Source organism: Roseovarius albus (assembly GCF_900172335.1).
Lineage (GTDB): Bacteria > Pseudomonadota > Alphaproteobacteria > Rhodobacterales > Rhodobacteraceae > Roseovarius > Roseovarius albus.
Window position 1 is genome coordinate 37,574 of the sequence record NZ_FWFX01000005.1, and the last position, 25,563, is coordinate 63,136.

Consider the following 25,563-nt stretch of genomic DNA (forward strand, 5'->3'; position numbering starts at 1 on the left):
GGACTAGGGATAATGATGAAGAAACTAGGCATTGCCACAGTTACTGCCCTGACCCTTTCGGCAGGTGGTGCATTGGCCGCAGGTGGGGAAGGTCACATCCATGATGTGGACTTCTCCTTCGAAGGCCCATTTGGCAAATTCGACCAAAACCAGCTGCAGCGTGGTCTGCAGATCTACACCGAAGTGTGTGCCGCCTGTCACGGGCTGCAGTATGTTCCTTTCCGCACCTTGGGTGACGAAGGTGGACCACACTTGCCAGAAGATCAGGTTCGGGCCTATGCGGAGCAAAACTTCGAAACGTTTGACAATGAACTGGACGATACGCGCCCAGCCAAGCCTGCGGATCACTTCCCAGGGTCAAACATCGCAGAAGCCCCTGACCTCAGCCTGATGGCTAAGGCGCGTGCGGGTTTTCACGGCCCATATGGGACGGGGATTAACCAGCTTGTCAAAGGCATGGGTGGACCAGAATATATCGCCTCACTCCTAACCGGGTACACCGGTGAGACCAAAGAGGAAGCGGGTACAACTTTCTACGAAAACACGGCCTTCCCAGGTGGGTGGATTGCCATGGCACCCCCATTGGCCGGTGAAGACGTTGAATTCGCAGATGGTCACTCGAACGAGCTGCACCACGAAGCTGAAGACATCTCGGCCTTCCTGATGTGGACGGCGGAACCAAAGATGATGGCACGCAAGCAAGCCGGTCTGTCAGGCGTTATTTTCCTGACGGTTCTGACAGTACTTCTGTACCTGACCAACAAACGGATCTGGGCGCCGATCAAAGGCAAAAAGAGCCACTAAGGTTTGACAAAAGTTCACAAAAAAGCCCGCCTATTAGCGGGCTTTTTTATTTTTATTATTGGAATGTAACTTAGAGCTCGTGACCGGCTTTGTATTCCCCCCACCGCATGGCTGCATTGGCGCCAATAAACGTGAGCGGCTTAGGTGGCAGGCGGGTGGGTGCGTCCTGCGCTAGTACTTGATCCAGAAGTTCAGACTGAACACCAGAGGCCATCTCAGCCATCAACATACCGTGCAACGTGCCCTTGGCCACGCCAAGACCGTTTTGACAACAGGCCGTGAACATGCCTTCTTCGACCTCGCCCAGTGCAGGTACGCTGTTCCAGCTCAGGCAAAGCCGACCACCCCAGCGGTATTCCATCTCAACGCCTTGCAGCATCGGAAAACGCGCAAGGAAGGACTTGTCATGGCTGCGGCCCATCTTCTCAACGCGCGCTTCAGGGATCTTCAAACTGGGGTCACAGGTGAATCGATTGCGAACGATTATTCGATCCCCACCCGTGCCAGAAATACGCCGCACCGTTGATCCCATCGGGTCAGCAGGTGTCAGAGCCCAACGATCTTGCCCGCCGAGCCGGGCACACTCATCAGGTGTCAACGCGCGTGTCATCGACCCATAAAGAAACACATGCAAAAGCCGTCCAGGAAAGTAACCAAAACTGTTGGCATGACCGTTGGTCGCCATAATCACCTTGGGCGCAGTGATTGACCCTTTAGGTGTTTTCGCGAACCAATCACCATTCTTGCTCAGCTCCACTACAGGTGAATTTTCATAAATTGAAACACGATTGGACTTTAGCCCTTCCGCAACACCGCGCACCAATTTTACAGGCTGAATCATCGCGGCGCCGGGTGTATAAAGCCCACTTTGGTAATAGCTGCTTCCGGTAATCTCTTGCATACGAGCGGCATCGTAGAGCTCGTTCGCTTCACCCATATTGCTCAGGTGTTGAGAGAAATCGAGGTTATGCTGATGACCTTTGTCACCTGCTGCCGCATTGATTTTGCCGGATTTGACAAAGGTTTCTGCGTCAAATCCAAATTCTACTGCCATCTCTGACGCAAAGTCTATTGCAGCGCGGTTGGCGCGTGTTTGGGCCAAATCTTTCTCTAACGCACCGCCGTAGTCCTCGGAGGCCAGGTCATGCGGCAGATCGATCATAAACCCGGTGTTACGCCCAGCTGGCCCCTGCCCAATCCGTGTGGCATCCAGCACCACAATCCGCGCATCGGAATGAAGCTGTGCCAACCGCCGTGCAGCGGCCAAGCCCGCAAAACCGCCCCCAATGACCAGCCAATCGGCAGTTTGCTTCGAGTCAAGCTCCTGCGCTGCTGAGGCAGCAGGCAAGATCGCATTCCATCCGGTAATGCCCGGATCGCAGGGGAGTTGCTTTATTTTCATGGCAGGCTCAACTGGGACGTACGTCCGCCATCAATAGTGTAAACCTGCCCAGTAACAAATGCCGCCTCATCCGAGGCCAGCCAGCAGATAAGCTTCGCCACATCTTCCGGCATGCCGGTACGGCGTACAGGGTGTATTTTCCCGATCTGCTGACGGAAGGCTGCCGGGTCTTCCATGCTTTCGATGAAATCGACGTTCAGCGGCGTATCGATCCAACCCGGAGCCACTGCATTGCAGCGTACACCGTCCTGACCGTGGTCAATTGCAACCGCGCGCGTCAATCCATGCAGGCCTGCCTTTGAGGCACAATAGGCCGGATGACGCGGGTTAGACCCCAACCCTTCGATAGACCCGACATTCACGATGGCACCACCGCCCTGCTTGAGCAACGGCATCGCATGCCTAGTGAGCAGGAACGGCGCAGTCAGGTTGACCTGCAATTGCAAGTGCCAATCCTCTTCAGAGGTTTCTTCAACCGTGCCCTCGCGCATGACGCCAGCGTTGTTGATCAGAACATCCAACTGACCGGCCTGCTCTTCAACAGCCACAATCACTTGTTCAGGCACTGAAGGGTCACTGAAGTCAGCGAAGATGTTTTCAAATTCCGTTGCCCCTCGCTGCGCGGTGAAAACCCGCGCACCCTCTTCCGCCAACTGTCTTGCAGTTGCTTGACCCATGCCGCTCGAGGCTCCGGTGACCAGCGCAACTTTTCCTGCAAATCGGCTCATGTCACAGGTTTCCCGCCATTGACCTCAACCAATGCACCACACATGTAACGGGAGGCGTCTGAGGCGAGGAACAAGATCACGTCGGCGATCTCCTCTGGCTCAGCAATATGGCCGATAGGCACTGTTTTGTTCAGCTCATCAACCGCTTTATCCGGGTCATAACCACGCATGGCAAACCCGGTGCGCAGCATTGGCGTGTTGACCTCATTCGGGCAAACCGCATTCACACGGATACCCTGATGCGCGTGATCACGCCCCAGACATTGAGTCAGCGAGGCAATCGCGGCTTTGGACATGACATAGAGCGGGTGGTTTGACCCCGGTCTCAGCCCCCAGCACGATGAGGTATTGACGATTGCCCCGCCCCCTGCCTCCGCCATGAGAGGGATGGCAGCACGGCAGATCTGAAAAGGGGCCTGAACATTGACACCCATGGTCAGGTTGTAATCGTCATCACTTGTTTCAGTGATATCACCGCGTGTGATCACGCCCGCATTATTGCAGATGATATCAAGCCCACCCAATGCCTCGGCCACTTTACCAGGGAGCGCATCGCAGAATGCAGGGTCGAGCAAGTTGCCATCGATATGCGCGTCAGCCTCAATCGCTGAACTGTCACGGTCGCTGACCGCAACCTTGGCCCCCTCGGCTCGCAGCATTGCGACCAATACCTGGCCAATGCCGCCCGCAGCCCCTGTAACCAGCGCTGATTTACCCTCAAATCTCATTGGACGACCTCCTTTGTATGTGTTTCAAACATGCGAACAGATCCTGAGCGCGTCATGCATCGCCGCCGCCATGTTGCGTGAAGAAATGGCATCGCCAATTCGGATCAGATCAAAGCCCTCTTCCAGTTTGACCAGGGGCAGAACAGGCCCACCTTCGACCCATGCGGAGATATCAATCTGACCCTTGTTCCGGCTTTGTGAGCAAAGGGCATGATACAGCTCATCATTCGGAAGGGTGCCGTTTTCAACAACGACGTGATCGAAAAGCGTCTCAGTGACCTTCCCGGTCAGAACATTACGCAGGTTGGCGCGCAGTTGATTACCATCGCGGGATAGCACTGCACATTCCGTATCAGATAAATACCGAATGCCTTGGGCATAGAGGTCACGCAAAGCGACGGCCCCGGTTGTTGGACCCAATTCATGATGCGGCGCGCGATCCGGTGTGGCCAGCGTGACCTGGACCCCCATACCTGCCAGCGCATCTGCGATAACAGCCCCGGGTTGGTCACCGATTTCATCCAAAATCAGAACCGAGCCTGACACCCGCGCCACACCTGACAGGACGTCCCAGGACGATGTGGCAAGCTCTGCGCCGCTAAAGTCCAATTCATTTGGCAGACCACCTGCGGCAATTACAACCAATTCAGGCGCATCAGACAGAATTTCCTCTTCTTCGACATAGCTATTCAGGTAAATTTCGACACTAAGCTGGCTTAACTCCGACTCCAACCAATCAGAAACACCAATAACATTTCGGCGCGTTTTGCCTTTGGCTGCCAGACGAAGCTGTCCGCCAAGACGATCTGAAGCCTCATGCAGGGTAACCGTATGCCCGCGCTGTGCCAGCACACGTGCAGCTTCCATGCCCGCCGGCCCGCCGCCGATAATTACGGCGCGACGTTTGCTAGACGACGGCGCAATCACATGCGGTAGATGACCCTCACGTCCGGTGGCGGGGTTCTGGCCGCAAACAGCCGCCTTGCCCTGATTAACCCGGTCAACACAATAGCCGAGCCCGACGCAGGGGCGAATACGTTCCTCCTCGCCGCGCATGAGCTTGTTCACAAGGTGTGGGTCGGCCATATGAGCACGCGTCATCCCCACCAGATCAACCGCACCGCTACTGATGGCGTGGCGTGCCGTGGCCGTATCGGAAATACCACCAGCGTGCAGGATAGGCAGGTTCACCTCTTGCCGAATGCGACCTGCAACAGGCAAGTGAGGGGCCGATGGCATACCCATCGGGGCGACCCAACCAGCCAAACCCAGATCATCGTAGGGCGCACCTGCCAGAACATTGAAATAGTCAACGTGACCGGTACGCTCGATCAGCTGCGCGATGGTGACGCATTCCTCGCCGCTCAATCCGTTTTCAAGCTCTTCATCACCCGTCAAGCGCATGCCGATGATGAAATCAGTGTCTAATTCAGCCCGAATCGCCTTCAGAACCTGAAAAATTAACCGCAAGCGGTTTTCAAGAGAGCCGCCGTAATCATCGTCGCGCCGGTTGGTCATCGGTGATATGAATTGGCCCAACAAGTGGGAGTGAGCCAGTAGCTCAATACCGTCAAATCCAGCCTGATGAACTCTAAGCGCCGCCGCAACAAAGTCCGCAATAACCCGATCGATGTCAGCCTGCTCCATCACCTTGGGCACGGCGCGGTGAGCGCGTTCCCGTACGGCAGACGGTCCCATGACCGGAAGCCAATGTGCATTGTCCCAAACTGTGCGGCGCCCCAAGTGGGTCAATTGAATGATAGCCCCAGATCCATGCGCCTGCACGCCTTTGGCTAGCTTTTCCAACCAGGGCACGATGGTGTCATCCCCGGCATAAGCCTGACCAAACACCGAAGGGCTGTCCGCGGATACATTGGTTGATCCACCCATAATGGTGAGCCCGATACCGCCCTTGGCCTTTTCCTCGTGATACAGGCGATAGCGATCTCGCGGGTGTCCCTGCTCGACAAAAGAGGGCGCATGCGCCGTGCTGACCACCCTGTTGCGCAGGGTCAAGTGACCCAGCTGAAACGGTTGCAACAGGGGATCATTGCGCATGGTTTAGTCCCCGAATGAAGCGACAGGTGCGCCGAATAGCGACGCATCGGGCATGACGCCCAGACCGGGACCACTCGGCAGGTCGATATGACCGCCTTTAATCTGGATGCCATTCTCTGGATCGTAGTGCCCTTCGATATAGGGTTGCGCCAGCCAAACCCCTTCGAGCCTGCGAGGATCAACCGTTGCACCGATGTGCGTACAGGCCGCTGCGATCACATCGCCGCCCCAGCTGTCATCACAGGTATGCGGCAGATTGCGGGCCGCGCAGATATCGCGGAATGTGGACATGGGTTGCAGCCCGCCAATGCGGGTAACTTTCATCCCAAACCCATCCACCAGATCGGTACCGACGGCATTGATTACCGTGGCCAGATCAACAGAGTTTTCATCCATGTACAGGCCATGCGTAATCTGATTTCGAATCTTACGCAGATCATCAACCGTATTGCAGGGCTGCTCCATGATGAATGGGATGTCCGGGCATTCACGGCTGACGCGAAGCGCATCACGGGTGGTCCAACCTCGATTGCCATCCACAGCCAGGCGCGCTTTGCCCCCAACTGTCTCCCATACCTTGCGCAGCACGGCGATATCCACCTCAACCGGGCGACCTCCAACTTTGATTTGCAGGCGTGGATAGCCTTCGGCCACTTTGTCGGCCGCCAGTTTGGCGATCTCGTCAGGTTCACCAACACCTGTTGCACAGTAGGATGGAACCCGTTCCTGGGTAGGGCCACCCAGCAGGTCAGCAACACGCAGACCGGTGGATTTACCGATCAGGTCATAAGCGGCAATATCGATCGCAGCCTTGGCATAGTTGTGACCGTTCAGAAGACCATTCATCGCACGGTGAATAGACAATGGCGCAATGTCGGCACCGATCAAACCCGGTGCCATCTGCGCCAGCGCCGCACGGGCACCAGCAGCGTGCGATTCTGCATAGGTCGGGCCAACCGGGCAGGTTTCACCCCACCCCTCAACCCCCGTGTCTGATACCATCCGCACAAGTGTGGTCTCAAGAGACCACACTTGTGCATTTGCCATCGTGTACGGCCCATTTTTAACCGGAAGGTCGTACTGGTAGATGTGTAGTTCTTTGATACGCATCAGTAATCCTGATTCAATGCATCAGCTGCAGGGATCTCCCGCTCGCGGCGCGCGATGTAATCCAACAGCGCCTCGTTAATGCCTTCGTCCAGTTTAGGCTCTTCGTAGGTGTTGAGCAGGTCACGGGTGTATTGCAGCGCCCGTTCGTTCACCTCGACACTGCCTTCAGCCTGCCATTGCTCGATCGAATTGTTATCGAACAGCTCAGGCATAAAGAACGCGCGCTGAAAGTTTTCGAGCGTATGCGGGTGACCCAGATAGTGTCCGCCAGGGCCCACGTCGCCTACGGCAGCAACTGCCTCGTCAAAGTCATCCCAACGAATGCCTTCGGCCATTCGGTAAGCCATCGCGCACTGCTCGGCATCGACCACAAACTTCGCCATCGAACAATGCATGCCAGCCTCGTTCCAGCCGGCCGAGTGCCACATGTAGTTTGTACCCGCCATCTGCAGCGCCATAAGCGTGGTCGCAGATTCGTACCCGGCCTGCGCATCAAACGTTTTGGCCCCACCAAGGGTGTTCGAAGAGCGCCACGGCACACCGTAATAGCGCGCCATTTGGCCGATCATCATGTTCATCATGCTGATCTCAGGCGTGCCTGCCATCGGAGCACCGGATTTCATGCTGACCGTCGAAAGGTAATGGCCATAGATCGCAGGTGCACCTTTGCGGATAACTTGGGTGTAGGCCAATGCACTCAATGCTTCGGCATTCAACTGCGCTACAGATGGCGCGACCGAGGCTGGCGTATTGGCACCACCCAATACGAAGGGTGAGCACAACACAGGTTGCTTGCGCTTACAGAAAGCGCGCATCGCGCCCAGCATGGTTTCATCCCAGACGAGTGGTGAGTTGCCGTTACAGTTACCGGTGACAACTGGATGATCCTCAAGAAACTCCTCGCCAAACAGTATGGCACACATATCCATCACATCTTCGGCGTTCTTGGGCGAGGTGGTCATGCCCATGAACATCTTGTCCGAGTGTTTGATCGAAGAATAGGTGATGTGCAGGTGACGCTGGCTGATCGGATGGTCGTAAGGTTCGACAATATGATGGGCCGAACTGTGCAGCGCAGGCAGCATATGCGCAAGCTTGTGGAAGTTATTGAGGTCTTCCATCATTGGATTGCGGCGCACATCATTTAGATCGCGCAGGAATGGCGCGCCGGTCATAGGCACAAACACGGCGTTATCCTTACCGAACGGCAGGTTGTTGGCCGGGTTGCGCGCGTGATAGGTGAAGGTTTCCGGGATCGTCTTGATCAGTTCACGTACAAGACCGCGATCCAGATAGACGGTTTCCCCAACAACCTTTGCACCTACCTTTTTCCAATCCTCCAGTGCGACTTCATCGCGGAAGTGGACACCAACGTTTTCCAGAATATGCATCGAGGCATTATCAATACGCTCAACCTGCTCCTGATCCATCAGTTCGGTCAGGGGCATCTTGCGCTTTAGACCTGGAAGCATTTTGAAATCGCGCGTCTGGCGTGCGGTTTTACGCGCACCGCGACCACGGCGGGATTTTCCTACGGCTTCGACGCTCATCCTATGTTGTCCCCTTCTTTTGGATCTGTCAGGTCGATCCAGATGGTTTTCATCTCTGTGAACTGATCATGGGCGTGGATCGAATTGTCACGTCCCCCAAAACCAGATTGCTTGTAGCCACCGAACGGCGTGCTGATGTCGCCCTCACCGTAACAATTAACAGTCACTGTTCCGGCCCGAATATCGCGTGCGGCACGGATGGCGCGGCGGACATTTGAAGTAAAGACCGATGCCGCGAGACCATAATCAGTGTCATTGGCAACTGCGATGGCTTCCTCTTCCGAGGCCACTTCGATGACTGACAAAACCGGGCCAAAAATCTCTTCGCGGGCTTTGGCATCGTCCTTGGACACTTCATAAACGGTCGGTGCAACAAAGTTGCCATCGGCCTTTCCACCAACCACGGCCTTACCTTTCAGGTAGCTACTGACCTTTGCGCAATGTTCACTGTCAATCAGGGAACCAAGGTGGTTTTGCGGATCCAACGGATCACCAGTTTTCCAATCGCGTATGCGGGCAACGATCCGTTCCATCAGCGCGTCTTTGACGGACTTATGGACGATCAGACGCGAGGCTGCAGAACAGTTTTCACCCATATTCCAGAAAGCCGCATTTACAACATGCTCGGCAACATTGTCGAGGTTTTCAGCATCATCCAGAACCACACAAGGATTCTTGCCTCCGCATTCCAGTGTGACCTTTTTCATGTTGCTGTCTGCAGAGTAGCGCAGGAAGCGTTTGCCGGTTTCCGTCGAGCCGGTGAAGCTGACCATATCCACGTCGGCATGCATGCCCAAAGGCTCACCCACGCCGGGGCCGTCACCCGGCAACACCTGCAGAACACCGCGCGGGATGCCCGCCATTTGGGCGACTTCGGCCAGCCGCAAAGCGGTCAGGCTGGTTTGCTCGGCAGGCTTCACGATGACAGAATTGCCTGCCGCGAGTGCCGGGCCGATTTTCCATGCCATCATCAGCATCGGGAAGTTCCACGGCAAAACAGCCGCCACAACGCCCACCGGTTCACGCACGATCATGGAAATCGCATCGTCGCCAGCAGGGGCTGTTTGGTCATAGATCTTGTCGATCAGTTCGGCATGCCATTTGATGGTGTGGATGGTTTCCGGAACGTCGATGGTTTCACAATCCAGGATCGGCTTACCGCTATCAAGGCTTTCCATCACCGCGAATTCACGACGACGGCGCGTGATTAGCTTGCACAGGCGGATCAGAACATCCTTGCGCTCGGAGGGGTGCAGACGCGACCATTCTCCGCGATCAAAGGCTTCGCGCGCTTTCTGAACGGCAAAGTCAACATCGTCAGCGTTGGCGGTGCTGATCTTGGTGATTACATCGCCGGTGGCAGGGTTGATGGTTTCCATCATCGGGCCGGAACCCTTGCGAAACTTACCGTCTACAAACGGGGTGGCTGGAAAATCAATTTCGTCGGCAATGGCGCCGTATTCTTCACGTGTCAGAAGGTCGGTCATTTGGCCTCTCCCGTAATCTTGGCAATCGCCGTGTTCATGGTGCGGATCACTTCTTCGAGTGCGCGCTTGTCGTCTTTGTTCAAAGGTTGGAGAGGTTTACGCGGCGGCCCCGCCTCGATCCCGCGTGTGCCCAAGCCATGCTTGATGCATTGGATGAACTTACCGCCCTGCTCCAACACGCGCATCAGCGGCATCATGGCCGACATGATAGCGCGGCCCTTGGTGTAGTCACCTTCAACAACACAGGCTTGGTACAGCGCAACGTGCGCCTCAGGCACAAAGTTCGACCCGGCACATACCCAACCACGCGCGCCCCAGGCAAAGAATTCCAACGCCTGATCATCCATACCACAGAGCAAACCCAGATGCGGATAGTCGCGGGCGATCATGTGCAGGCGGTTGATATCGCCCGAGCTTTCCTTAATGCCACAGAAATTTGGCGAACGGCCCAGACGATCCAGCGTCTCTTCGTCCATGTTCACGCCCATCCGACCGGGGTAGTTATAGAGCATTACCGGCATGTCGACCGCACGGTCGATGGCCAGCGCATGCAGGGCAACCTCGCGGCCTGTCGGCACGGCATAGGGGGGCGTGGCGACGAGAATAGCATCCATACCGATATCTTTGGCGGCTTTAGCATATTCGATGCTTTCCTCGGTGCGAATGGCACCGGTGCCGCCAACCAAGGGCACCCGACCTTTTACCAGGCCTTTGATGTGCTGCATCAACCAGACGCGTTCCTCGAAAGTCTGCGCGTAGTATTCGCCTGTCGTTCCGGCCACGATAATGCCGTGCACGCCACCGGAAATCAGCAGCTCAACCGTTTCTGCAAGCTCCTGTTCCTTAACGGTAAAGTCGTCATTATAGGGCGTGACGATGGGCGTCCATATCCCTTCAAACTGCATGTTTCATGTCCTTCATGGCAAATACGTCGATTGGCAGCGGGTCCGGGCTGACGAACTGCTCCAGCCGATCGCGGGAGAGATTCCAATGTTCCAATGTGAGTTCGAGCGCCGTTTCGGGCTCTTGTTCTTCGATCGCAAAGATCATTTGATCATGCTGCTCAATCGCTTTACGCACCCGCTCCTGATCATCCTCGGATTTTGGCCGATAAAACGTCTGACTCATCCGGGTGTGATCAATCAACATGCGGTTCAGGCTGGGCAGTAGATAAGGGTTTTGTGACATCTCACCGATTTTCCAGTGGAACCGGTGGTTCAGGATTGCCGACTCACCCGCATCGCCAGCTTGCGCTGCGGCGCGAAAGGCCTGCTGAATGTCTTTCAGGTCACCAATTTGATTGCTGCGGCGGTTTTCAGCGGCAAGTTTTGTGGTGCTAGCATAGATCATCGGAGCAGTCAGAAAGAACATCCGCATCACAGCCAGATCCATCGACGCCACCTTTGTGCCGCGGTTTTGCTCGCTGCGCAGGTAACCTTCGCCACTCAAACGCTGAAACACTTCGCGCATTGGCGTGCGCGAAATGCCGTATTGCTCACACAAGGCAGCTTCATCCAGATCACTGCCGGGGGCAATGTCCAGCGTGAGAATCCGCATGCGGATGTCTTCGAGGCATTGAGTTTTACGGTCCATGAGTTCATCGAATCCCTTGATTTATACTTTATGTATACAATTTGTATTTTTTTGGGAAGCCAAAAATTACTCCACCCCTCAAAACTCGTTGTTTGAGGTTTCAGAATTGAAACTCTCGGGCTTCGGGAATTTGTGGTAAAATAGGTATATTTTATTTTGGAGATTTAGATATGCTTAGTCCCGTCGCCATTTTGGCGCTCATTTCTGCATTTTTTTATTGTATTGCCATGTTCGCCATGAAGTCTTGGACTGAAACCTCAAGCGTTGTTTTAGTTTTGGCCATTGGAGCAGCGTTATTAACTGGCGGCGCCTTTGAAATGATGGCGCTAAAGCAAGAAAGGCTTGGTCTGATATATGTGGGCATTCTAGGTGCCGAGGTCGTGTTCATCGGCTCCGCTTCGCTGGTTCATTTTGAAGAAACCTATTCAACCCGCGAAGTCGCGGGCATGGGTATCGTTTTAATAGGAACCGCAATCGCATGGACCTGAAATCAAAGAATTTCGATCAGGCGAAACGACTGAACTTATTCGCAATCGTCCTGCCATTTCTCGATGATGTCCACGGCTTCTTGAGCCGTTTCGACAAACTTGAAAAGCTCTAGGTCCTCATCAGAGATCGTGCCCGCATCAGCCAGCGCGCCCCAGTTGATGATGCTGCGCCAGAACTCCTCGCCAAAGAGCAGAAAGGGCACTTTATCCATGCGGTCAGTTTGAATTAGAGTGAGCGCTTCGAACATTTCATCCAACGTGCCAAACCCGCCCGGGAAACAACAGATTGCACGGGCGCGCATCAGGAAATGCATCTTGCGGATCGCGAAATAGTGGAAGTTGAAACATAGCCCAGGAGTGACATATTCATTCGGGGCCTGTTCGTGCGGCAAAACGATATTGAGGCCAATCGAATTGCCACCCGCATCACGCGCCCCACGATTGCCGGCCTCCATTACTCCCGGGCCGCCGCCCGTGGTCACAACATAGTCGCGCCCATAGCTGAGCATTGATTTTTCGGTCATCAACCGTGCGAACTTACGTGCCTCGTCATAATATTTTGACAGATTGGCCAGCGTTTCTGTTCTGGCGTCTTTCTTTTTGCTGGGTTCCGGGATACGCGCGCCGCCAAACAGGATCACTGTACTGTTAATGCCGCGCTCATTCAGAATCATCTCAGGTTTGAGCAGCTCAAGCTGCAAGCGTACGGGGCGCAATTCATCCCGGCACAGGAAATCTTCGTCGGCAAAGGCCAAGCGATAGGCCGGGGCGCGGGTTTGTGGGGTATCAGGAACCTGCTCGGCTGTATTGCGGTCTAAATGTGCATCGCGAAATCGGCGGGGGCGCTCTTCAGTCATGGGTTGCAGATCCTGTATATGTGTTTTCTACAAGAGGTATAGCTTCCATTTGAGAATGACCAGAAAAAGAGACGTGATTATGAATTGGCAGCAAGAGATCATCGCGGCAAAAACACGGGTCTCCGGGCATGTCCGGCAAACACCTGTTGTGAAAACAAGCGGTGTTGAAAATCTGGATTCGGTCGAAATTAAGTTGGAGCAACTTCAGCACACTGGCAGTTTTAAGGCGCGCGGGGCGTTCAATACGTTACTGAGCACACCGGTCCCCGACGCCGGTTTGGTCGCGGCTTCTGGCGGCAATCACGGGGCGGCCGTAGCCTATGCCGCAGCCAGTCTGGGGCATAGGGCGCGGATCTATGTGCCGGAAATGGCCGGCCCGGCAAAGATTGATCTGATCCGGCGTTTGGGGGCTGATCTGGTTGTGGTTTCAGGTGCCTATGCCAATGCGTTGGAGGCGGCGCAGGCTTATGAAGCTGAGACCGGTGCCATGCAGATCCACGCCTACGACGCACCCGCAACTGTGGCCGGTCAGGGTACCCTGATGGCTGAATGGGAGGAGCAGGGGCTGGAGGCCGATACCGTCTTGATCGCAGTTGGCGGCGGCGGATTGATCGGTGGGGCGCTGGCGTGGTTGAACGGGCGACGCAAAGTGGTCGCGGTGGAGCCCGAGACGTCCTGCGCATTGCACGCCGCTTTGAAGGCCGGCGAAGCTGTGGATGTAGAGGTGTCAGGCATTGCCGCGAATGCCTTGGGCGCCCGACGGATCGGAGAGATCTGCCTTGGGTTTGCACAAGAGCACAGCATCGACTCCCTCGTGGTGAGTGATGTCGCCATTCGTGCAGCGCAGGAGTGGTTGTGGCGCGAAATGCGGCAATTGGTAGAGCCCGCAGGGGCCACGGCCTTGGCCGCCCTAATGGCCAGAGCGTATCGCTCAGAGCCGGGTGAAAAAGTGGCAATTCTGGTTTGTGGCGGCAATATCGCACCTGATCCTTTGACCTGACGGCAGGTTCAATTGCGTTTTGCCGCGTTTGCGCTACCAGCCGTCGCATTGCACGTCGTCGCCAAGCGCCTTATAGGCCATGCCAGACAGGATTGAATTCAGCCACGGAGAGCCCGATGTCAAACGCGCAATTGGAACAAGCCATCGAAGCCGCATGGGATGTGCGGGACACCATCACCCCTGCGACAACGGGTGAGGCCCGTGAGGCAATTTTGGAAACGCTGAATGCGTTGGATAGCGGCACATTGCGCGTGGCCGAAAAACTGGACGACAACAGCTGGCATGTAAACCAATGGGCGAAAAAAGCAGTTCTGCTGTCCTTCCGCCTAAATGACATGGCGATCATCGAAGGCGGCCCGGACAACGCCGGTTGGTGGGACAAGGTGCCATCAAAATTTGACGGTTGGGATGCCGATCAATGGACCACTGCAGGTTTCCGCGCCGTGCCCGGGTCTATCGTGCGCAGATCGGCCTATATCGCCAAAGGTGTGGTGCTGATGCCATCCTTTGTAAACATTGGCGCCTACGTCGACGAAGGATCAATGGTTGATGGCTGGGCCACGGTTGGCAGCTGCGCGCAGATCGGTAAAAACGTGCACCTGTCAGGCGGCGTTGGCATCGGTGGTGTGTTGGAGCCAATGCAAGCTGGGCCCACAATTATCGAAGACAACTGTTTTATCGGCGCGCGCTCTGAGGTGGTTGAAGGCTGCATCGTGCGCGAGGGATCGGTTCTGGGCATGGGCGTATTCATTGGCCAATCAACCAAAATCGTTGACCGTGAAACCGGTGAGGTTTTCTATGGTGAAGTGCCGCCATATTCGGTCGTTGTCGCCGGTTCGATGCCAAGCAAAAATAACATCTCGCTTTATTGCGCGGTGATCGTAAAGCGGGTTGATGAAAAAACCCGCTCGAAAACCGGGATCAACGAACTGCTGCGCGATTAATTCATCAGCTTTGAAACAACCGGCGCGGTGATCAACCGCGCCTCTTCTGCGCGCCCTTCTGGGCGCGCAATTGGTCCGTATCCCAGCGGATCATCGGCCAACTCAGGAAAAAGCGCAAACAGCTCCTCCCTGACTTCCTTATCCATATCCTGGATCACTCTCGGCCCGGGATGAAAGCTTTCGCTTTCCAGACCCTCCGCTGTAACAATCTCATGTTGATCAAACAACAGGTGAACATAGGTCACATCACCATCGCTGGGGCAGGGACGGATGCTATGTTCGTTCACCAGGTGTCGCGCCTTGATCAGCACTTCCAACACACCACTGCAAAGCTCGGCGCGCCACCCGCGGATGAGAATACGGTGCTGAGGGGAAACATGGATACACCCATGGTTACCCAACGCATTTGTTCCGATTTTAATCGGAGCATAGCGGCCTTGCGCGGGGACCGTTCGTTGCCCAACCCAGCGCACCGGTTGCAGACCGTGATCTCGGGTTGGAATCAAATCGCCTACGTGAACTTCATCAACCGGACGCGGACCTTGATCTGTATCGATCAAGGTCCCTGCCACAAAGCACGGCACCAATTTGTTCAGCGTGACAAAGGCTATGTCGGTATTGCCCGCTGAATCCTCGACTTTGTAGGAGAAGGTGTTGCTACTGTCTTCTGTGCCGTCGGACTGAACCTCAATGCCGTTTTCGGTCAGGGTGATCAGCTCACCTGACTGCAGGGTGATCTGATCGCCCAACACGACAGGCTGACCGTTGATCTCGGTAATCGTCAGCGTGCCGCCTGCACTGCTGCTGTCATTGGCCAGCAGGTCGAACTCGCCGGTGCCGTCGTAGTCGATGACATCATCTTCGGCGACAAGGGCGGTCTGAACAGAATTTCCTGCGATCAACAGGTTACTGTCGTAATAACCATCGCCTCCGTCCGCGATCCCGATCTTGATGGTATTGACCTCATTCGGCCTGACCGGGGCCTTGAGGGTCAGCGTGACGGTAAATCCATCCATTTCCGTATTGTACGGATCTGATGAAGCGGGGTTATCAATGTAGAGGTTCTGATTACTTTCGTCATTGATGTTATTGATGGTGATGTCTCCAGTGCCCACAGTCAGCTGTGCAGGCTCTCCGTTCACCCAAACCCCTACGGCATCGTTAAAACCGGAATTGACATACTCCAAATACTCCTCGGACGAGAAGACAACTTGCATCGTAAGCGTACTGCCCTCAGGCACAAAGGACGCCTCAAATATTGCTGCGTCATAGGTTTTCTGACCGGAGATATCCTCCAGATCATCATCTCCGGCCTTTTTCTGATTGGTACTGGTTGAGGATTTGACGTTGGCATCACCTTTGCTGTTGGTGATGTCCTTGGCCTTGCCAGTCGATAGAATGACACCGCTATTCGAGGGCGTGATATCGGGGGCGGCGCTGTCGCCATGGGAAAAGATACCTGAGGCATTGCCAGCACCCGTATAGCTGGCAGTTTCAATCTTTATGCCATTACCAAAAATTTCCTCTGCCATTTCCATGGCATTGGCTTTGATATCAATCGGCAATTCCGAGGCTGTAGCCATTGCGACACTCCGTCTGATGGTGACGAAAACCTAGGGCAAAGGCATTTGTGGCAGGTTTACGGGGAGCCGGAATCTGCTTCAAATTTGAAGAAAAAGTAGCCTAGATGGCACCTCATGATTGACGCAAACCCTCATCAACGCTAGGTGCGCGGCATGACTCAAGCTCAGAAAAACAGCAAACAGCAGGTTTTCACACTCCTGGTGGAAATTGGCCGCAAAGAGGGCGACGGCTTACCCGCCAAAGCGACAGGTGCGGCGCTGGTTGTTTATGCCAGCGGCATTGACGAAGCTGAAGCGGTGCGAGAGACCGTTGCGATCCTCAAACAAGCGGATACCGCGCCGTTGGATGTGTCAGGTTATGGCACGCTGGACGAGCGCGAAGCCGAAGGGCACGACATAAGCGAGGAAGAGCGCGCCTTGATGCAGCGCGCGTTGGATGAAAATGCCGTGATTGTTGCGCAGATGACACCGTTTTACGACGACGCCTCGAACTGATCAGTCTGACAAAATTCCGAACCAGTTTTGCCGGATTTCAGCATAGGTGCCGTCTTCACGCAGATAGAGCAGAGCTTTGTTGATCTCTTCCGCCAACGGGCTGCCGGAGGGCATCGCAATACCATAGTCTTCGCGCAGGAAAATAGGACCTGCCAGCTCTGCTTTGTTGGCCCCTTTTGATTTTACGTAGTACGCCAAGATGGGAGCATCAAACACGACGGCGTCCAGTTCACCTTCTTCAAAGCCGGCCAACAATTCTTGAGGATTGGAATAACCAGCATACTGCAAATCGCGTCTTTCAAGAAATGTTGCCGCTGTTGAACCACTGACTGTTCCGACGCGTTTTCCATACAAATCGCTAAACGAAGTGACTGAGGTATTGATCGCCTCGATTGTCATCATCGAAGTAATACGTGCCACGAAAATTGACACGACAAACAAAGAGGCAATGACAAGAACTACTCCAAACAGGCGCCCCGGTGCACTGCGAGGGACACGCTCTTCGAACCCTCCGTTGACGACCAGATTCAGCGCCCACCAGAAAGCCGGAAAGACCGCTTTGCCCGCGGTGTAATTAAAATACGGCTGCTTATGGCGCTCGAACAACCACATCAACATACCAGCCCCAATCAATACACCAAAGGCAATCACAATCGGAATCAGAAGATCTGCCGACAGGATGATCGACCAAATGCTCATACCCGTGTGGCCCTGCAATGGGGTCATTATTTGTAAACCCGCGCTAAAAATGGGTTGCGAGAAATCCATAATTGCTTCCCGCTCAGAAGTGACCGAAATGTTGGCAATTGCGAGATCTGCCTGCCCCGTCTCCACTGACTGAAGCATATCCGCAAAGGAATCGTAGCGTACAAATTCGTAGTCCGCGCCAATCCGCTCGGCGATGGCCTGCCACAATTCAACCGAGAAGCCTGAATCTCGACCGTCGATCTCCATTGAAAACGGTGATCGGCTGACCGTGCTGACGGTCAGGTTCTGAGCTGCGGCAAACATCGGCCACAGGAACAGTGCAATAAAGATTGCCAGATTTCTGATCATGTTTCCCTCGCGCAAGCTTGTGGCGATTTAGTTGAACGGAGGTAATGGCGCAAGGCCTCTGAATTAGTGTCTATTTTGCAGAGGTTTTTAAGCCACGCCAACCTACAGGTCGGAATAGAGCATAGAAAGCAATGAGCCAACCAAACAGCAGTTCATGGCATTTGCCTTGCCGCCAAATCCGCGATAGGGCCTGTGCTGAACTCTGGAGTGTTTTCGATGTCCAATTGTCACGTTGATCCTGCGACGTTAACCGCTGACCTGATCCGCTGTGCTTCGGTAACCCCTGAAGAAGGTGGTGCGCTAGTTTTGCTGGAAGGGTTGCTGGCCCAAGCCGGGTTTGATTGCACCCGTGTTGATCGTGGCGAGGTGAGCAACCTGTACGCGCGGTGGGGCAAGAAAGCCGCGCCAAGAACCTTCGGGTTCAATGGCCATACTGATGTTGTCCCTATCGGAGCAGAGGCCGATTGGACCTTTCCCCCATTTTCGGCGACCGAGCACGATGGGATGCTGTGGGGACGCGGGGCTACGGATATGAAATCTGGTGTCGCAGCATTTGCCGCGGCAGCAATTGATTTTGTGCAAAACACCCCACCTGCCGACGGCGCAATTGTGATTTCCATTACTGGCGATGAAGAAGGTGATGCCATTGATGGCACCACCGCAATTCTGGATTGGATGCAAGACAACGGAGAGCAGATGGATGGATGTCTCGTGGGTGAGCCGACCTGTCCTGAAAAAATGGGAGACATGATCAAGATCGGCCGACGCGGGTCGTTGTCTGCCTGGTTTACGATCAAAGGGATACAGGGGCATGCGGCTTACCCGCATCGCGCAAAGAATCCGCTGCCTCCAATGGTGCGTTTGATGGATCGTTTGGCGTCAAAGGAATTGGACCAAGGCACGGATCATTTTGATCCATCTACTTTGGCCGTTGTGAACATCGACACCGGCAATCCAACTACGAACGTGATTCCGGCACAGACGCGCTCAATCGTGAACATTCGGTTCAATGATACACACCATAGCACGGACCTAATCAATTGGATGCAAGAGGAGTTGGATCAGGTCTGTGTAGAATTTGACGTTGAGGGTGAGATGAAGATCAAAGTGTCAGGCGAGAGTTTCCTGACACCGCCCGGTGAGCTATCGGCGCTGGTCTCAAGTGCGGTTGAGACGGAAACAGGTATAACACCCATGCTCTCCACCACAGGCGGAACCTCTGATGCCCGGTTTATCAAATCGCATTGCCCGGTGGTTGAATTCGGGTTGGTGGGGCAGACGATGCATCAGGTTAATGAGCGGGTTGAGATTACACAGATCCATCAACTCAAATCGATTTATTCGCGCATATTAAGAGACTATTTTGCGTGAATAAGGCTCAAAATCGCCATTTGGTGCTGATGGTCAAGGAGCCACGTCCGGGACGTGTAAAAACGCGACTGGGTCGAGACATCGGCTTAACGGCGTCAGCCTGGTGGTTCCGCCATCAAGTATCGCGCCTGATACGAGAACTTGATGATCCGCGGTGGCATCTGGTGTTGGCGGTGGCACCGGATCATGCCGGGATGCGATCACGCGTCTGGCCCGCGCATCTGCCGCGCATTCCACAAGGGCGTGGCGATCTCGGACAACGCATGGCGCGTGTAATGCGTCATATGCCACCCGGTCCAGTCTGTGTGATTGGGGCGGATGTTCCTGACTTACGCGCTCATCATATCACGCGGGCCTTTGTAGCGCTGGGGTCACATGATGCAGTGTTTGGCCCGGCTGAGGATGGAGGGTACTGGTTGACCGGCTTGAAACGTATGACATCTCCGTCACCTCAGCTGTTCAAAAATGTGCGTTGGTCGACGTCACATGCGCTTTCCGATAGCATAGTCAGCTTGGGGCAGGTAAAAGTCGCCTTGACCGATACTTTGGGTGACGTCGACACACTCGCAGACTTGAAGGCACTCACCGCGCGCAGCTGATGCCTTGCTGTATCCAGCCAAATCTGAATATATGGCGACAGACGAAGGAGATCACCATGCCAGCGCGTATCTATCAGCCTGCCCGCAATGCGATGCAATCGGGAACTGCAAAAACCAAGCAGTGGGTTCTGGAATATGTCGCTGAAACAGCGCGATCCGTTGATCCGCTGATGGGCTGGACCTCATCGGCGGACACACAGGCACAGGTCAAGTTGCGATTCACCAGTCGCGAAGCGGCGGTTGAGTATGCGCAAGAGCATGGAATTGATGCCGTGGTGCAAGAGCCAAACAAGCGCAAGCCAAACATCCGGACAGGAGGTTATGGCGAAAACTTTGCCACCAACCGACGGGGCGCTTGGACCCACTAGTAAGGTTAAGACCTTGTTGAAAGGTCGCTTTCTCTACCTAAATCGCGGACGGGCAGGGATCGCGCCCCTGTTACTCTAAAGACGCCACCTTGGCGGATTACTCTATTTTGCGTCGCAGAAATCTTGCCACGCTGAACACACCATCATAGGGCTTGAGCCATGTCTAAAGCGACTTCATATCGCCATCACACACGTGCGCTGGCCTTGTTGGCCTTGCCTCTGGTGGGCAGCCATCTGGCGCAGTTGGCCATCACGTTAACCGATGCAGCCATGTTGGGCTGGTACAGTGTCGAAGCCTTGGCAGGTGAGATTCTGGGCGGCACTCTGTTTTATGTCGTGTTCATCGTTGGATCAGGCTTTGCCTTTGCCATCATGCCGTTGGTCGCAGCCGCCGCCGAAATTGACGATCAAACACAGGTAAGGCGGATCACACGCATGGGAGCTTGGGCTTCAATTCTGTTTGGCCTGGCTGTGATTCCACCCATGGTTTGGTCTGAATCCCTTTTCCTCGCCCTGGGTCAAGATGCACGGATTGCCGCCTTGGCACAGGATTATCTTGCTATACTTGCCTGGGCAGTCATGCCATCGCTGCTAGTGATGGTCCTTAAATCCTATCTGGCGGCGCTTGAGCGCACACAGGTAATTTTGTGGGTGACCGTTGCGGCGCTGGTCTTGAACATTTTCGTGAACTACGTGCTTGTCTTCGGAAACTTTGGCTTTCCCGAGATGGGTATCCGAGGCGCCGCCTTGGCCTCACTGATTGTGAACGTCGCATCATTTGTGGTGCTGGCGATATATATCGCGCGTGTTTTGCCCGAGCATTCGTTGTTTCAAAGACTCTGGCGACCAGATTGGGAGGCATTGGGGCAGGTGTCTCGTTTGGGTTGGCCAATTGGATTGACCAATCTGGCCGAAGTCAGCCTTTTCGCTGCGTCAACTACAATGATGGGATGGTTAGGCAAGATCCCTCTGGCAGCTCATGGTATCGCGCTTCAGGCCGCATCGGTCGCCTTCATGATTCATCTAGGTCTGAGTAATGCTGCCACGGTACGGATCAGTCAGGCCTATTCGCGAGCGGACCGGATCAGCATGCGAACCATTGCGAAATCGGCAATGGCAATCACAGCCTTGGTAGCGGTAACCGCCTCGACCCTGTTTATTGTCTTTCCCGAGGCCATCTTGGGCGTCTTTATGCACCCCAATGAACCAGACCGTGCCGCAGTAATCACCGTTGGTGTGGTGTTACTGGCAGCAGCAGCGTTGTTCCAGATGATTGACGGCTTGCAGGTTCTTGCATTGGGGTTTTTGCGCGGCATTCAGGATACAAAAGTCCCGATGGTGATCGCCGTGTTCAGCTATTGGATCATCGGCGTGTCAGCCAGTTATTATCTCGGCTTTGTGATTGGCATGGAAGGGCTTGGCGTTTGGCTTGGCCTGGCGATTGGTCTTGCCGTGGCCGCGGTATTATTGCTGGCGCGGTACTGGCAGATCACGACATCATCAGAGCAAGACACTTGAATAGCTCAAGTTAATGGAAATCCCCGAGATATTGTTTGCCGCGCATCCCGGGGGCTTTTTTCAAGTTCAGGCGGTCAAGGCGTGATTGCCAAAATGCATGAATTCGCGATCCATCCCGGCGATTTCACCTACCTCTAAGGACAGGCTGGCGCTGTCCAGCATCTTGTAGCTCTGCTGCGCTTTCACCCAGTCGTCTGCAGCCTGCAGAGTGGTGAGCGTATAGCTTGTGGTCTCATTCAGATAGTGTGTGGGAATGACAACCTTGGGCTTGAGCTTCGAGACAATGTCATTCGCTTGATCGTATGACAGGATATGCTGTGATCCATCCACCGGCATTGTCAGAACATCGACTTGTCCGATGGCATCCCAGAACTCTTGCGGCGGATCGTGACGGTTGTCGCCCCAAATCAATGTCCTGACACCACCAGTTTCGACCAGATAGACCACCATATCCATGTGGCTGACATTGTCCGGTGGACAAGCCTGAACGCCGAATTCATTCAGTGCATTGGTCCAATTGTACCAGCCGGGTGCACGGCAGACGTGTTTATCGGCAAAGCCAGTGATTTTTAGGTCTGCAAATTCGAAGTTCCCAACCATGCGATCCAGCACCATGGTTGAAACAGGGCGGTGAATGGCATCATGGTCGAAATGGGTGTGGGTTGACATACAGATGTCCACGGGTGTTTCCGGGAATTCGTTTTTGAACCAGAGGCCCCAAGCGCCTGATGGATCGTCGCGCCAAGGATCAAACAGCACCGTTGCCCCACCAGGTGAAGTGATCTTGAGCGCGCAGTGACCATAGAAGTCGATGCCCACAGCACCATCAGCGGCAGTACCCGTTGTCTTTTGCAGCTCGATCACACCGTTGTTGTTGCCGGGCTGTGTCCAGTCAGTTGATTGTGCCTTGGCGCTCGTGCTGCCCAGCAGAGATGCTGCACCACCAACTCCGACCGCCCCAGCGGCCATAAAGAACGACCGGCGCGACAAACCTGGGGCCAGATCATCCCGCCCCCCCTTCAGCAATGCCGGCTCCAGTTTGAGATCTTCCTTTTCCATATGCTTATTCCCTGTTGTTTCACTTCCGGCTCAACCCGGATGTCAACAGGGTAGCAACTGAGGGTCACTTAAACGGTATTGAAAGAGTGCGGGGGAAATATGGGGATAATCCCCATGTTATTGGATCGACAACAACAGGCTGCGCAGGTTTTGGCCGCTACGTTTCAAACCCAACTTGTTCCGAATGTTGTTGCGATGAAATTCGATTGTGCTGGGCTCTCGCGAAAGCGTCCGGGCGATATCCTTTGTCGTCTGTCCGCGCATGATCATTTGCGCGACCTCTTGCTCGGTCGGCGTAAGGGTTTCAAAAATCGTGGTGAGCTGGCCGCTCATCGTTGAGGTGATGGATTTCAGGTTTTGCTCCGCCAATTCGACATACACTCGGCCAGCGGGATCGCTTTCCAATCGGCTGCGTAACTTGGCCAGATGTGGCATTACCAATCCTTTGATCTGACGCAGTATATTGGCATCATAGTCTGCGCGAGAGGTTTCGACACTGTTCAACAGGACGCGCAGTGCCGTGTTTGCCTCCTCAAGATCGGCGGTGCGGTTTGAAACACGTTGTTCCAATTGGTCCAGTGTGGCCTGTAACTCGGCCTCCAATGCCGTGCGGCGTTTGATTTCAATCAGCAGTTCCAGATCAGCCTCTATCACGCGGGCAAATTCTTGCAGTCCTTCGCGAAACAGCAATGCACGACGATTGCGTCTGGAATCCAGCACACAGATGGTGCCAAAAATTGTGCCATCCGGCCATTTCAATGGATAACCGATATAGAAGCTCATACCATGTTCCATATCGTCATTGTCTGCCCACTCAGGATCACAAACAGCATCTTCGACCAACAGCTCGCCATCGCGTTGCAACACGCCGTAGCAATAGAGCTTCTCGTTCAGGGTAAACTTGCACCCTGGTTTATATGGATTGTCGGTGCCCTGGCTGGTGACATAGACTGAATGATGCGGCTCGTGCGTACGCATCACCAAACTGGCCGGCACATCGGCAACTCGCGCGATCAGATCAACGATGCGCTGCCATTTCTCAATGGTCTCCGGTGATATGTCTGGTTTTCGATCCGCCATCTCAGTCTCAATATCTATTGCTTTTGCAGGAGTGAGGCAAATTCACCAAAGCGCAAAATCAAATTTAGGCGACCATAGGTCGGATTGGATTTCTTATTTATTTTCACAATTATCGAAATATTACTTGCCGCCAATTATTATTTCGATAATATTGGAAATATGAAATATACCGATTCTGATAACATTGAACTGGAAATTGCCGCCTCGACTTTCGCTGCATTGGGAAGCGAACAACGGTTGATGGTCCTACGTATCCTTGTTCGGGCTGGTCGTGATGGCCTGAGCATTGGCGAGTTGGGCCAGCGGAGCGGCGTCACGGGGTCAACCCTGACCCATCACATGAAAATCCTGTCGCAAGCGGGGTTGGTGACGCAGGAAAAGAAAGGGCGGAGCATCATCTGCGCCGCAGTGGCTTATGACAAGCTGCAATACCTTTGCGAATTCTTGTTGCACGAATGCTGCGCCGACGCGCCAGAAGAGCCGTAAACGGAACACTTTGATGACTGACACAACTGTAAACAAGCCCCTCGGCCTTGTCCGGGGGATGGATAAGGTTTGGCTGGCGTTAGCCGTGATCTTGGCTCTGCTGGCCCTGCTAGATTGGCCGCAATTTATCCCGGCGGTGCAATTTGCATCGAAGGCACTCCTTGGCACCGCGCCTTTCATTGCATTTGCGGTCTTTGCAGTCGCCTATCTCAAGGCGACGGGCGCAGAGACCCTTCTGGCAAAGGCGTTTCAGGGCAACACGATCAAAATGATCTTTGTTGCAGCACTGGTCGGTGGCCTTGCCCCGTTTTGCAGTTGTGAGGTCATTCCTTTCATCGCCGCCATGCTTGCCCTTGGTGCGCCCTTAGCGGCGGTCATGGCATTTTGGCTGGCGTCACCATTAATGGATCCGGCGATGTTTCTCATCACATCAGGCACATTGGGGTGGGACTTTGCCATGGGCAAAACGCTTGCGGCTGTTGGGGTTGGTCTGTTTGGTGGATTTGCAACTTTGGTCTTTGCGCGCTCGCCTTTGTTTAATGATCCATTGCGAGAAATCCCCAAGGTTGGTTGCAGTTGTGGCTCCAACAATTCTTTCGACGGAATACCCCAATGGCGCTTCTGGACCGATGCTGACCGCCTGACAGCATTCAAGGACTCTGCCTTTAGCAACGCTAAATTTCTGATCAAGTGGCTGGCGCTGGCCTATGTGATCGAAGCATTAATGCTAGCTTACATCCCGGCCGAAACCGTCGCACGCATTCTGGGTGGTGAAGGCATTGGGCCAATCATCCTTGGTGCCATAGTCGGAGCGCCAGCATATCTGAACGGCTATGCCGCTGTGCCCCTGATTGACGCGCTGTTGGCACAGGGCATGAGCCAGGGGGCCGCCATGAGTTTTGTTATCGCTGGTGGCATCAGCAGCATTCCAGCCGCAATTGCAGTCTGGGCGCTGGTCAAACCCCGGGTTTTTGCAGCCTACTTGGGCTTTGCAATTACCGGGGCAATCATGGCCGGTCTGCTGTGGCAGACAATTGCCGCCTGATGTCTCTGTAAGCACATACGAAACGTCGCATTTTATTGGCGGTGAAAACCAGCGCTCTGCGCTGGTTTTTGCACTTCAATTCACAAATATTTTCCATTGAGTTGTGTTTATAAGGCATGATCCGGCATACTGCGGCCAAATCCGGCCAATAAAG

Annotated in this window: 25 protein-coding genes; 11 read left to right on the forward strand and 14 right to left on the reverse strand. The window is 54.5% G+C overall.

What is annotated here, in order from left to right; translation table 11 throughout:
- Nucleotides 1-12: 12 nt before the first annotated feature.
- Nucleotides 13-804 (forward strand): cytochrome c1, encoded by a 792-nt coding sequence (locus ROA7450_RS09115; protein WP_085805402.1) that lies wholly within the window; start codon nucleotides 13-15, stop codon nucleotides 802-804.
- 70 nt (nucleotides 805-874) lie between these two features.
- On the opposite strand, the gene ROA7450_RS09120 is transcribed toward ROA7450_RS09115, so the two are convergent.
- From ROA7450_RS09120 to ROA7450_RS09160, 9 genes are read right to left on the reverse strand one after another with little or no spacing between them, the layout of a single operon-like run.
- Nucleotides 875-2,206 (reverse strand): NAD(P)/FAD-dependent oxidoreductase, encoded by a 1,332-nt coding sequence (locus ROA7450_RS09120; RefSeq protein WP_085805403.1) that lies wholly within the window; start codon nucleotides 2,204-2,206, stop codon nucleotides 875-877.
- Nucleotides 2,203-2,934, reverse strand: coding sequence for an SDR family NAD(P)-dependent oxidoreductase (locus ROA7450_RS09125; protein WP_085805404.1), 732 nt, complete (start codon nucleotides 2,932-2,934; stop codon nucleotides 2,203-2,205). The genes ROA7450_RS09120 and ROA7450_RS09125 overlap by 4 nt, the downstream gene beginning before the upstream one ends.
- Complete coding sequence (locus ROA7450_RS09130) at nucleotides 2,931-3,662, reverse strand: SDR family NAD(P)-dependent oxidoreductase (protein WP_085805405.1); 732 nt, start codon at nucleotides 3,660-3,662, stop codon at nucleotides 2,931-2,933. Before ROA7450_RS09130 ends, ROA7450_RS09125 begins: the two co-directional genes overlap by 4 nt.
- Before the next feature lie 24 nt (nucleotides 3,663-3,686).
- Nucleotides 3,687-5,720 carry an NADH:flavin oxidoreductase gene (locus ROA7450_RS09135; protein ID WP_085805406.1) on the reverse strand — a complete coding sequence of 678 codons (2,034 nt, stop codon included), beginning with the start codon at nucleotides 5,718-5,720 and terminating at the stop codon, nucleotides 3,687-3,689.
- 3 nt (nucleotides 5,721-5,723) lie between these two features.
- Entirely contained in the window at nucleotides 5,724-6,830 is a 1,107-nt protein-coding gene (locus ROA7450_RS09140) for a mandelate racemase/muconate lactonizing enzyme family protein (protein ID WP_085805407.1), read from the reverse strand.
- The gene (locus ROA7450_RS09145) at nucleotides 6,830-8,380 is read right to left on the reverse strand and encodes a trimethylamine methyltransferase family protein (protein ID WP_085805408.1); all 1,551 of its coding nucleotides are present in this window, start codon (nucleotides 8,378-8,380) and stop codon (nucleotides 6,830-6,832) included. Before ROA7450_RS09145 ends, ROA7450_RS09140 begins: the two co-directional genes overlap by 1 nt.
- Nucleotides 8,377-9,867 carry an aldehyde dehydrogenase gene (locus ROA7450_RS09150; protein WP_085805409.1) on the reverse strand — a complete coding sequence of 497 codons (1,491 nt, stop codon included), beginning with the start codon at nucleotides 9,865-9,867 and terminating at the stop codon, nucleotides 8,377-8,379. The genes ROA7450_RS09145 and ROA7450_RS09150 overlap by 4 nt, the downstream gene beginning before the upstream one ends.
- Complete coding sequence (locus tag ROA7450_RS09155) at nucleotides 9,864-10,772, reverse strand: dihydrodipicolinate synthase family protein (protein ID WP_085805410.1); 909 nt, start codon at nucleotides 10,770-10,772, stop codon at nucleotides 9,864-9,866. Before ROA7450_RS09155 ends, ROA7450_RS09150 begins: the two co-directional genes overlap by 4 nt.
- Complete coding sequence (locus tag ROA7450_RS09160; RefSeq protein WP_085805411.1) at nucleotides 10,762-11,460, reverse strand: GntR family transcriptional regulator; 699 nt, start codon at nucleotides 11,458-11,460, stop codon at nucleotides 10,762-10,764. The genes ROA7450_RS09155 and ROA7450_RS09160 overlap by 11 nt, the downstream gene beginning before the upstream one ends.
- Before the next feature lie 191 nt (nucleotides 11,461-11,651).
- Here ROA7450_RS09160 and ROA7450_RS09165 point away from each other — a divergent pair, with 191 nt between their 5' ends.
- Complete coding sequence (locus ROA7450_RS09165) at nucleotides 11,652-11,948, forward strand: hypothetical protein (RefSeq protein WP_234999479.1); 297 nt, start codon at nucleotides 11,652-11,654, stop codon at nucleotides 11,946-11,948.
- Nucleotides 11,949-11,983: 35 nt separating this feature from the next.
- On the opposite strand, the gene ROA7450_RS09170 is transcribed toward ROA7450_RS09165, so the two are convergent.
- Complete coding sequence (locus ROA7450_RS09170; RefSeq protein ID WP_085805413.1) at nucleotides 11,984-12,805, reverse strand: LOG family protein; 822 nt, start codon at nucleotides 12,803-12,805, stop codon at nucleotides 11,984-11,986.
- 79 nt (nucleotides 12,806-12,884) lie between these two features.
- Between ROA7450_RS09170 and ROA7450_RS09175 the strand changes: the two genes are divergently transcribed.
- Nucleotides 12,885-13,805: a threonine/serine dehydratase gene (locus ROA7450_RS09175; protein WP_085805414.1), complete on the forward strand. Its 921-nt coding sequence runs from the start codon at nucleotides 12,885-12,887 to the stop codon at nucleotides 13,803-13,805.
- A gap of 116 nt (nucleotides 13,806-13,921) precedes the next feature.
- Complete coding sequence (gene dapD / locus ROA7450_RS09180) at nucleotides 13,922-14,749, forward strand: 2,3,4,5-tetrahydropyridine-2,6-dicarboxylate N-succinyltransferase (protein ID WP_085805415.1); 828 nt, start codon at nucleotides 13,922-13,924, stop codon at nucleotides 14,747-14,749.
- Here the strand turns inward: dapD and ROA7450_RS09185 are convergent.
- On the reverse strand, nucleotides 14,746-16,332 hold the full coding sequence (locus tag ROA7450_RS09185) for a choice-of-anchor L domain-containing protein (RefSeq protein ID WP_085805416.1): 1,587 nt from the start codon (nucleotides 16,330-16,332) through the stop codon (nucleotides 14,746-14,748). The genes dapD and ROA7450_RS09185 overlap by 4 nt on opposite strands.
- Nucleotides 16,333-16,485: 153 nt before the next feature.
- Between ROA7450_RS09185 and ROA7450_RS09190 the strand changes: the two genes are divergently transcribed.
- A complete protein-coding gene (locus ROA7450_RS09190) occupies nucleotides 16,486-16,827 on the forward strand; it encodes a DUF8846 family protein (RefSeq protein ID WP_085805417.1) in 342 nt (113 codons plus the stop codon).
- Here the strand turns inward: ROA7450_RS09190 and ROA7450_RS09195 are convergent, their stop codons facing one another.
- Nucleotides 16,828-17,883: a transporter substrate-binding domain-containing protein gene (locus ROA7450_RS09195; RefSeq protein ID WP_085805418.1), complete on the reverse strand. Its 1,056-nt coding sequence runs from the start codon at nucleotides 17,881-17,883 to the stop codon at nucleotides 16,828-16,830.
- A 216-nt stretch (nucleotides 17,884-18,099) separates the two neighbouring features.
- Here ROA7450_RS09195 and dapE point away from each other — a divergent pair, with 216 nt between their 5' ends.
- From dapE to ROA7450_RS09215, 4 genes are all read left to right on the forward strand, one after another.
- The gene (gene dapE, locus ROA7450_RS09200; RefSeq protein ID WP_085805419.1) at nucleotides 18,100-19,254 is read left to right on the forward strand and encodes a succinyl-diaminopimelate desuccinylase; all 1,155 of its coding nucleotides are present in this window, start codon (nucleotides 18,100-18,102) and stop codon (nucleotides 19,252-19,254) included.
- A 29-nt stretch (nucleotides 19,255-19,283) separates the two neighbouring features.
- On the forward strand, nucleotides 19,284-19,853 hold the full coding sequence (locus tag ROA7450_RS09205) for a TIGR04282 family arsenosugar biosynthesis glycosyltransferase (protein WP_085805629.1): 570 nt from the start codon (nucleotides 19,284-19,286) through the stop codon (nucleotides 19,851-19,853).
- A gap of 56 nt (nucleotides 19,854-19,909) precedes the next feature.
- Nucleotides 19,910-20,221 carry an ETC complex I subunit gene (locus tag ROA7450_RS09210; RefSeq protein WP_085805420.1) on the forward strand — a complete coding sequence of 104 codons (312 nt, stop codon included), beginning with the start codon at nucleotides 19,910-19,912 and terminating at the stop codon, nucleotides 20,219-20,221.
- 159 nt (nucleotides 20,222-20,380) lie between these two features.
- Nucleotides 20,381-21,739 (forward strand): MATE family efflux transporter, encoded by a 1,359-nt coding sequence (locus ROA7450_RS09215; RefSeq protein WP_085805421.1) that lies wholly within the window; start codon nucleotides 20,381-20,383, stop codon nucleotides 21,737-21,739.
- Nucleotides 21,740-21,805: 66 nt separating this feature from the next.
- On the opposite strand, the gene ROA7450_RS09220 is transcribed toward ROA7450_RS09215, so the two are convergent.
- The gene (locus ROA7450_RS09220; protein ID WP_085805422.1) at nucleotides 21,806-22,798 is read right to left on the reverse strand and encodes an MBL fold metallo-hydrolase; all 993 of its coding nucleotides are present in this window, start codon (nucleotides 22,796-22,798) and stop codon (nucleotides 21,806-21,808) included.
- A 117-nt stretch (nucleotides 22,799-22,915) separates the two neighbouring features.
- Complete coding sequence (locus ROA7450_RS09225; protein WP_085805423.1) at nucleotides 22,916-23,878, reverse strand: LuxR C-terminal-related transcriptional regulator; 963 nt, start codon at nucleotides 23,876-23,878, stop codon at nucleotides 22,916-22,918.
- Nucleotides 23,879-24,037: 159 nt separating this feature from the next.
- Between ROA7450_RS09225 and ROA7450_RS09230 the strand changes: the two genes are divergently transcribed.
- Together ROA7450_RS09230 and ROA7450_RS09235 are read left to right on the forward strand one after the other, a co-directional pair.
- Nucleotides 24,038-24,364, forward strand: a complete 327-nt coding sequence (locus ROA7450_RS09230; RefSeq protein WP_085805630.1) for an ArsR/SmtB family transcription factor — start codon at nucleotides 24,038-24,040, stop codon at nucleotides 24,362-24,364.
- A 13-nt stretch (nucleotides 24,365-24,377) separates the two neighbouring features.
- Nucleotides 24,378-25,409: a permease gene (locus ROA7450_RS09235; protein ID WP_085805424.1), complete on the forward strand. Its 1,032-nt coding sequence runs from the start codon at nucleotides 24,378-24,380 to the stop codon at nucleotides 25,407-25,409.
- The last annotated feature ends 154 nt before the right edge of the window (nucleotides 25,410-25,563 follow it).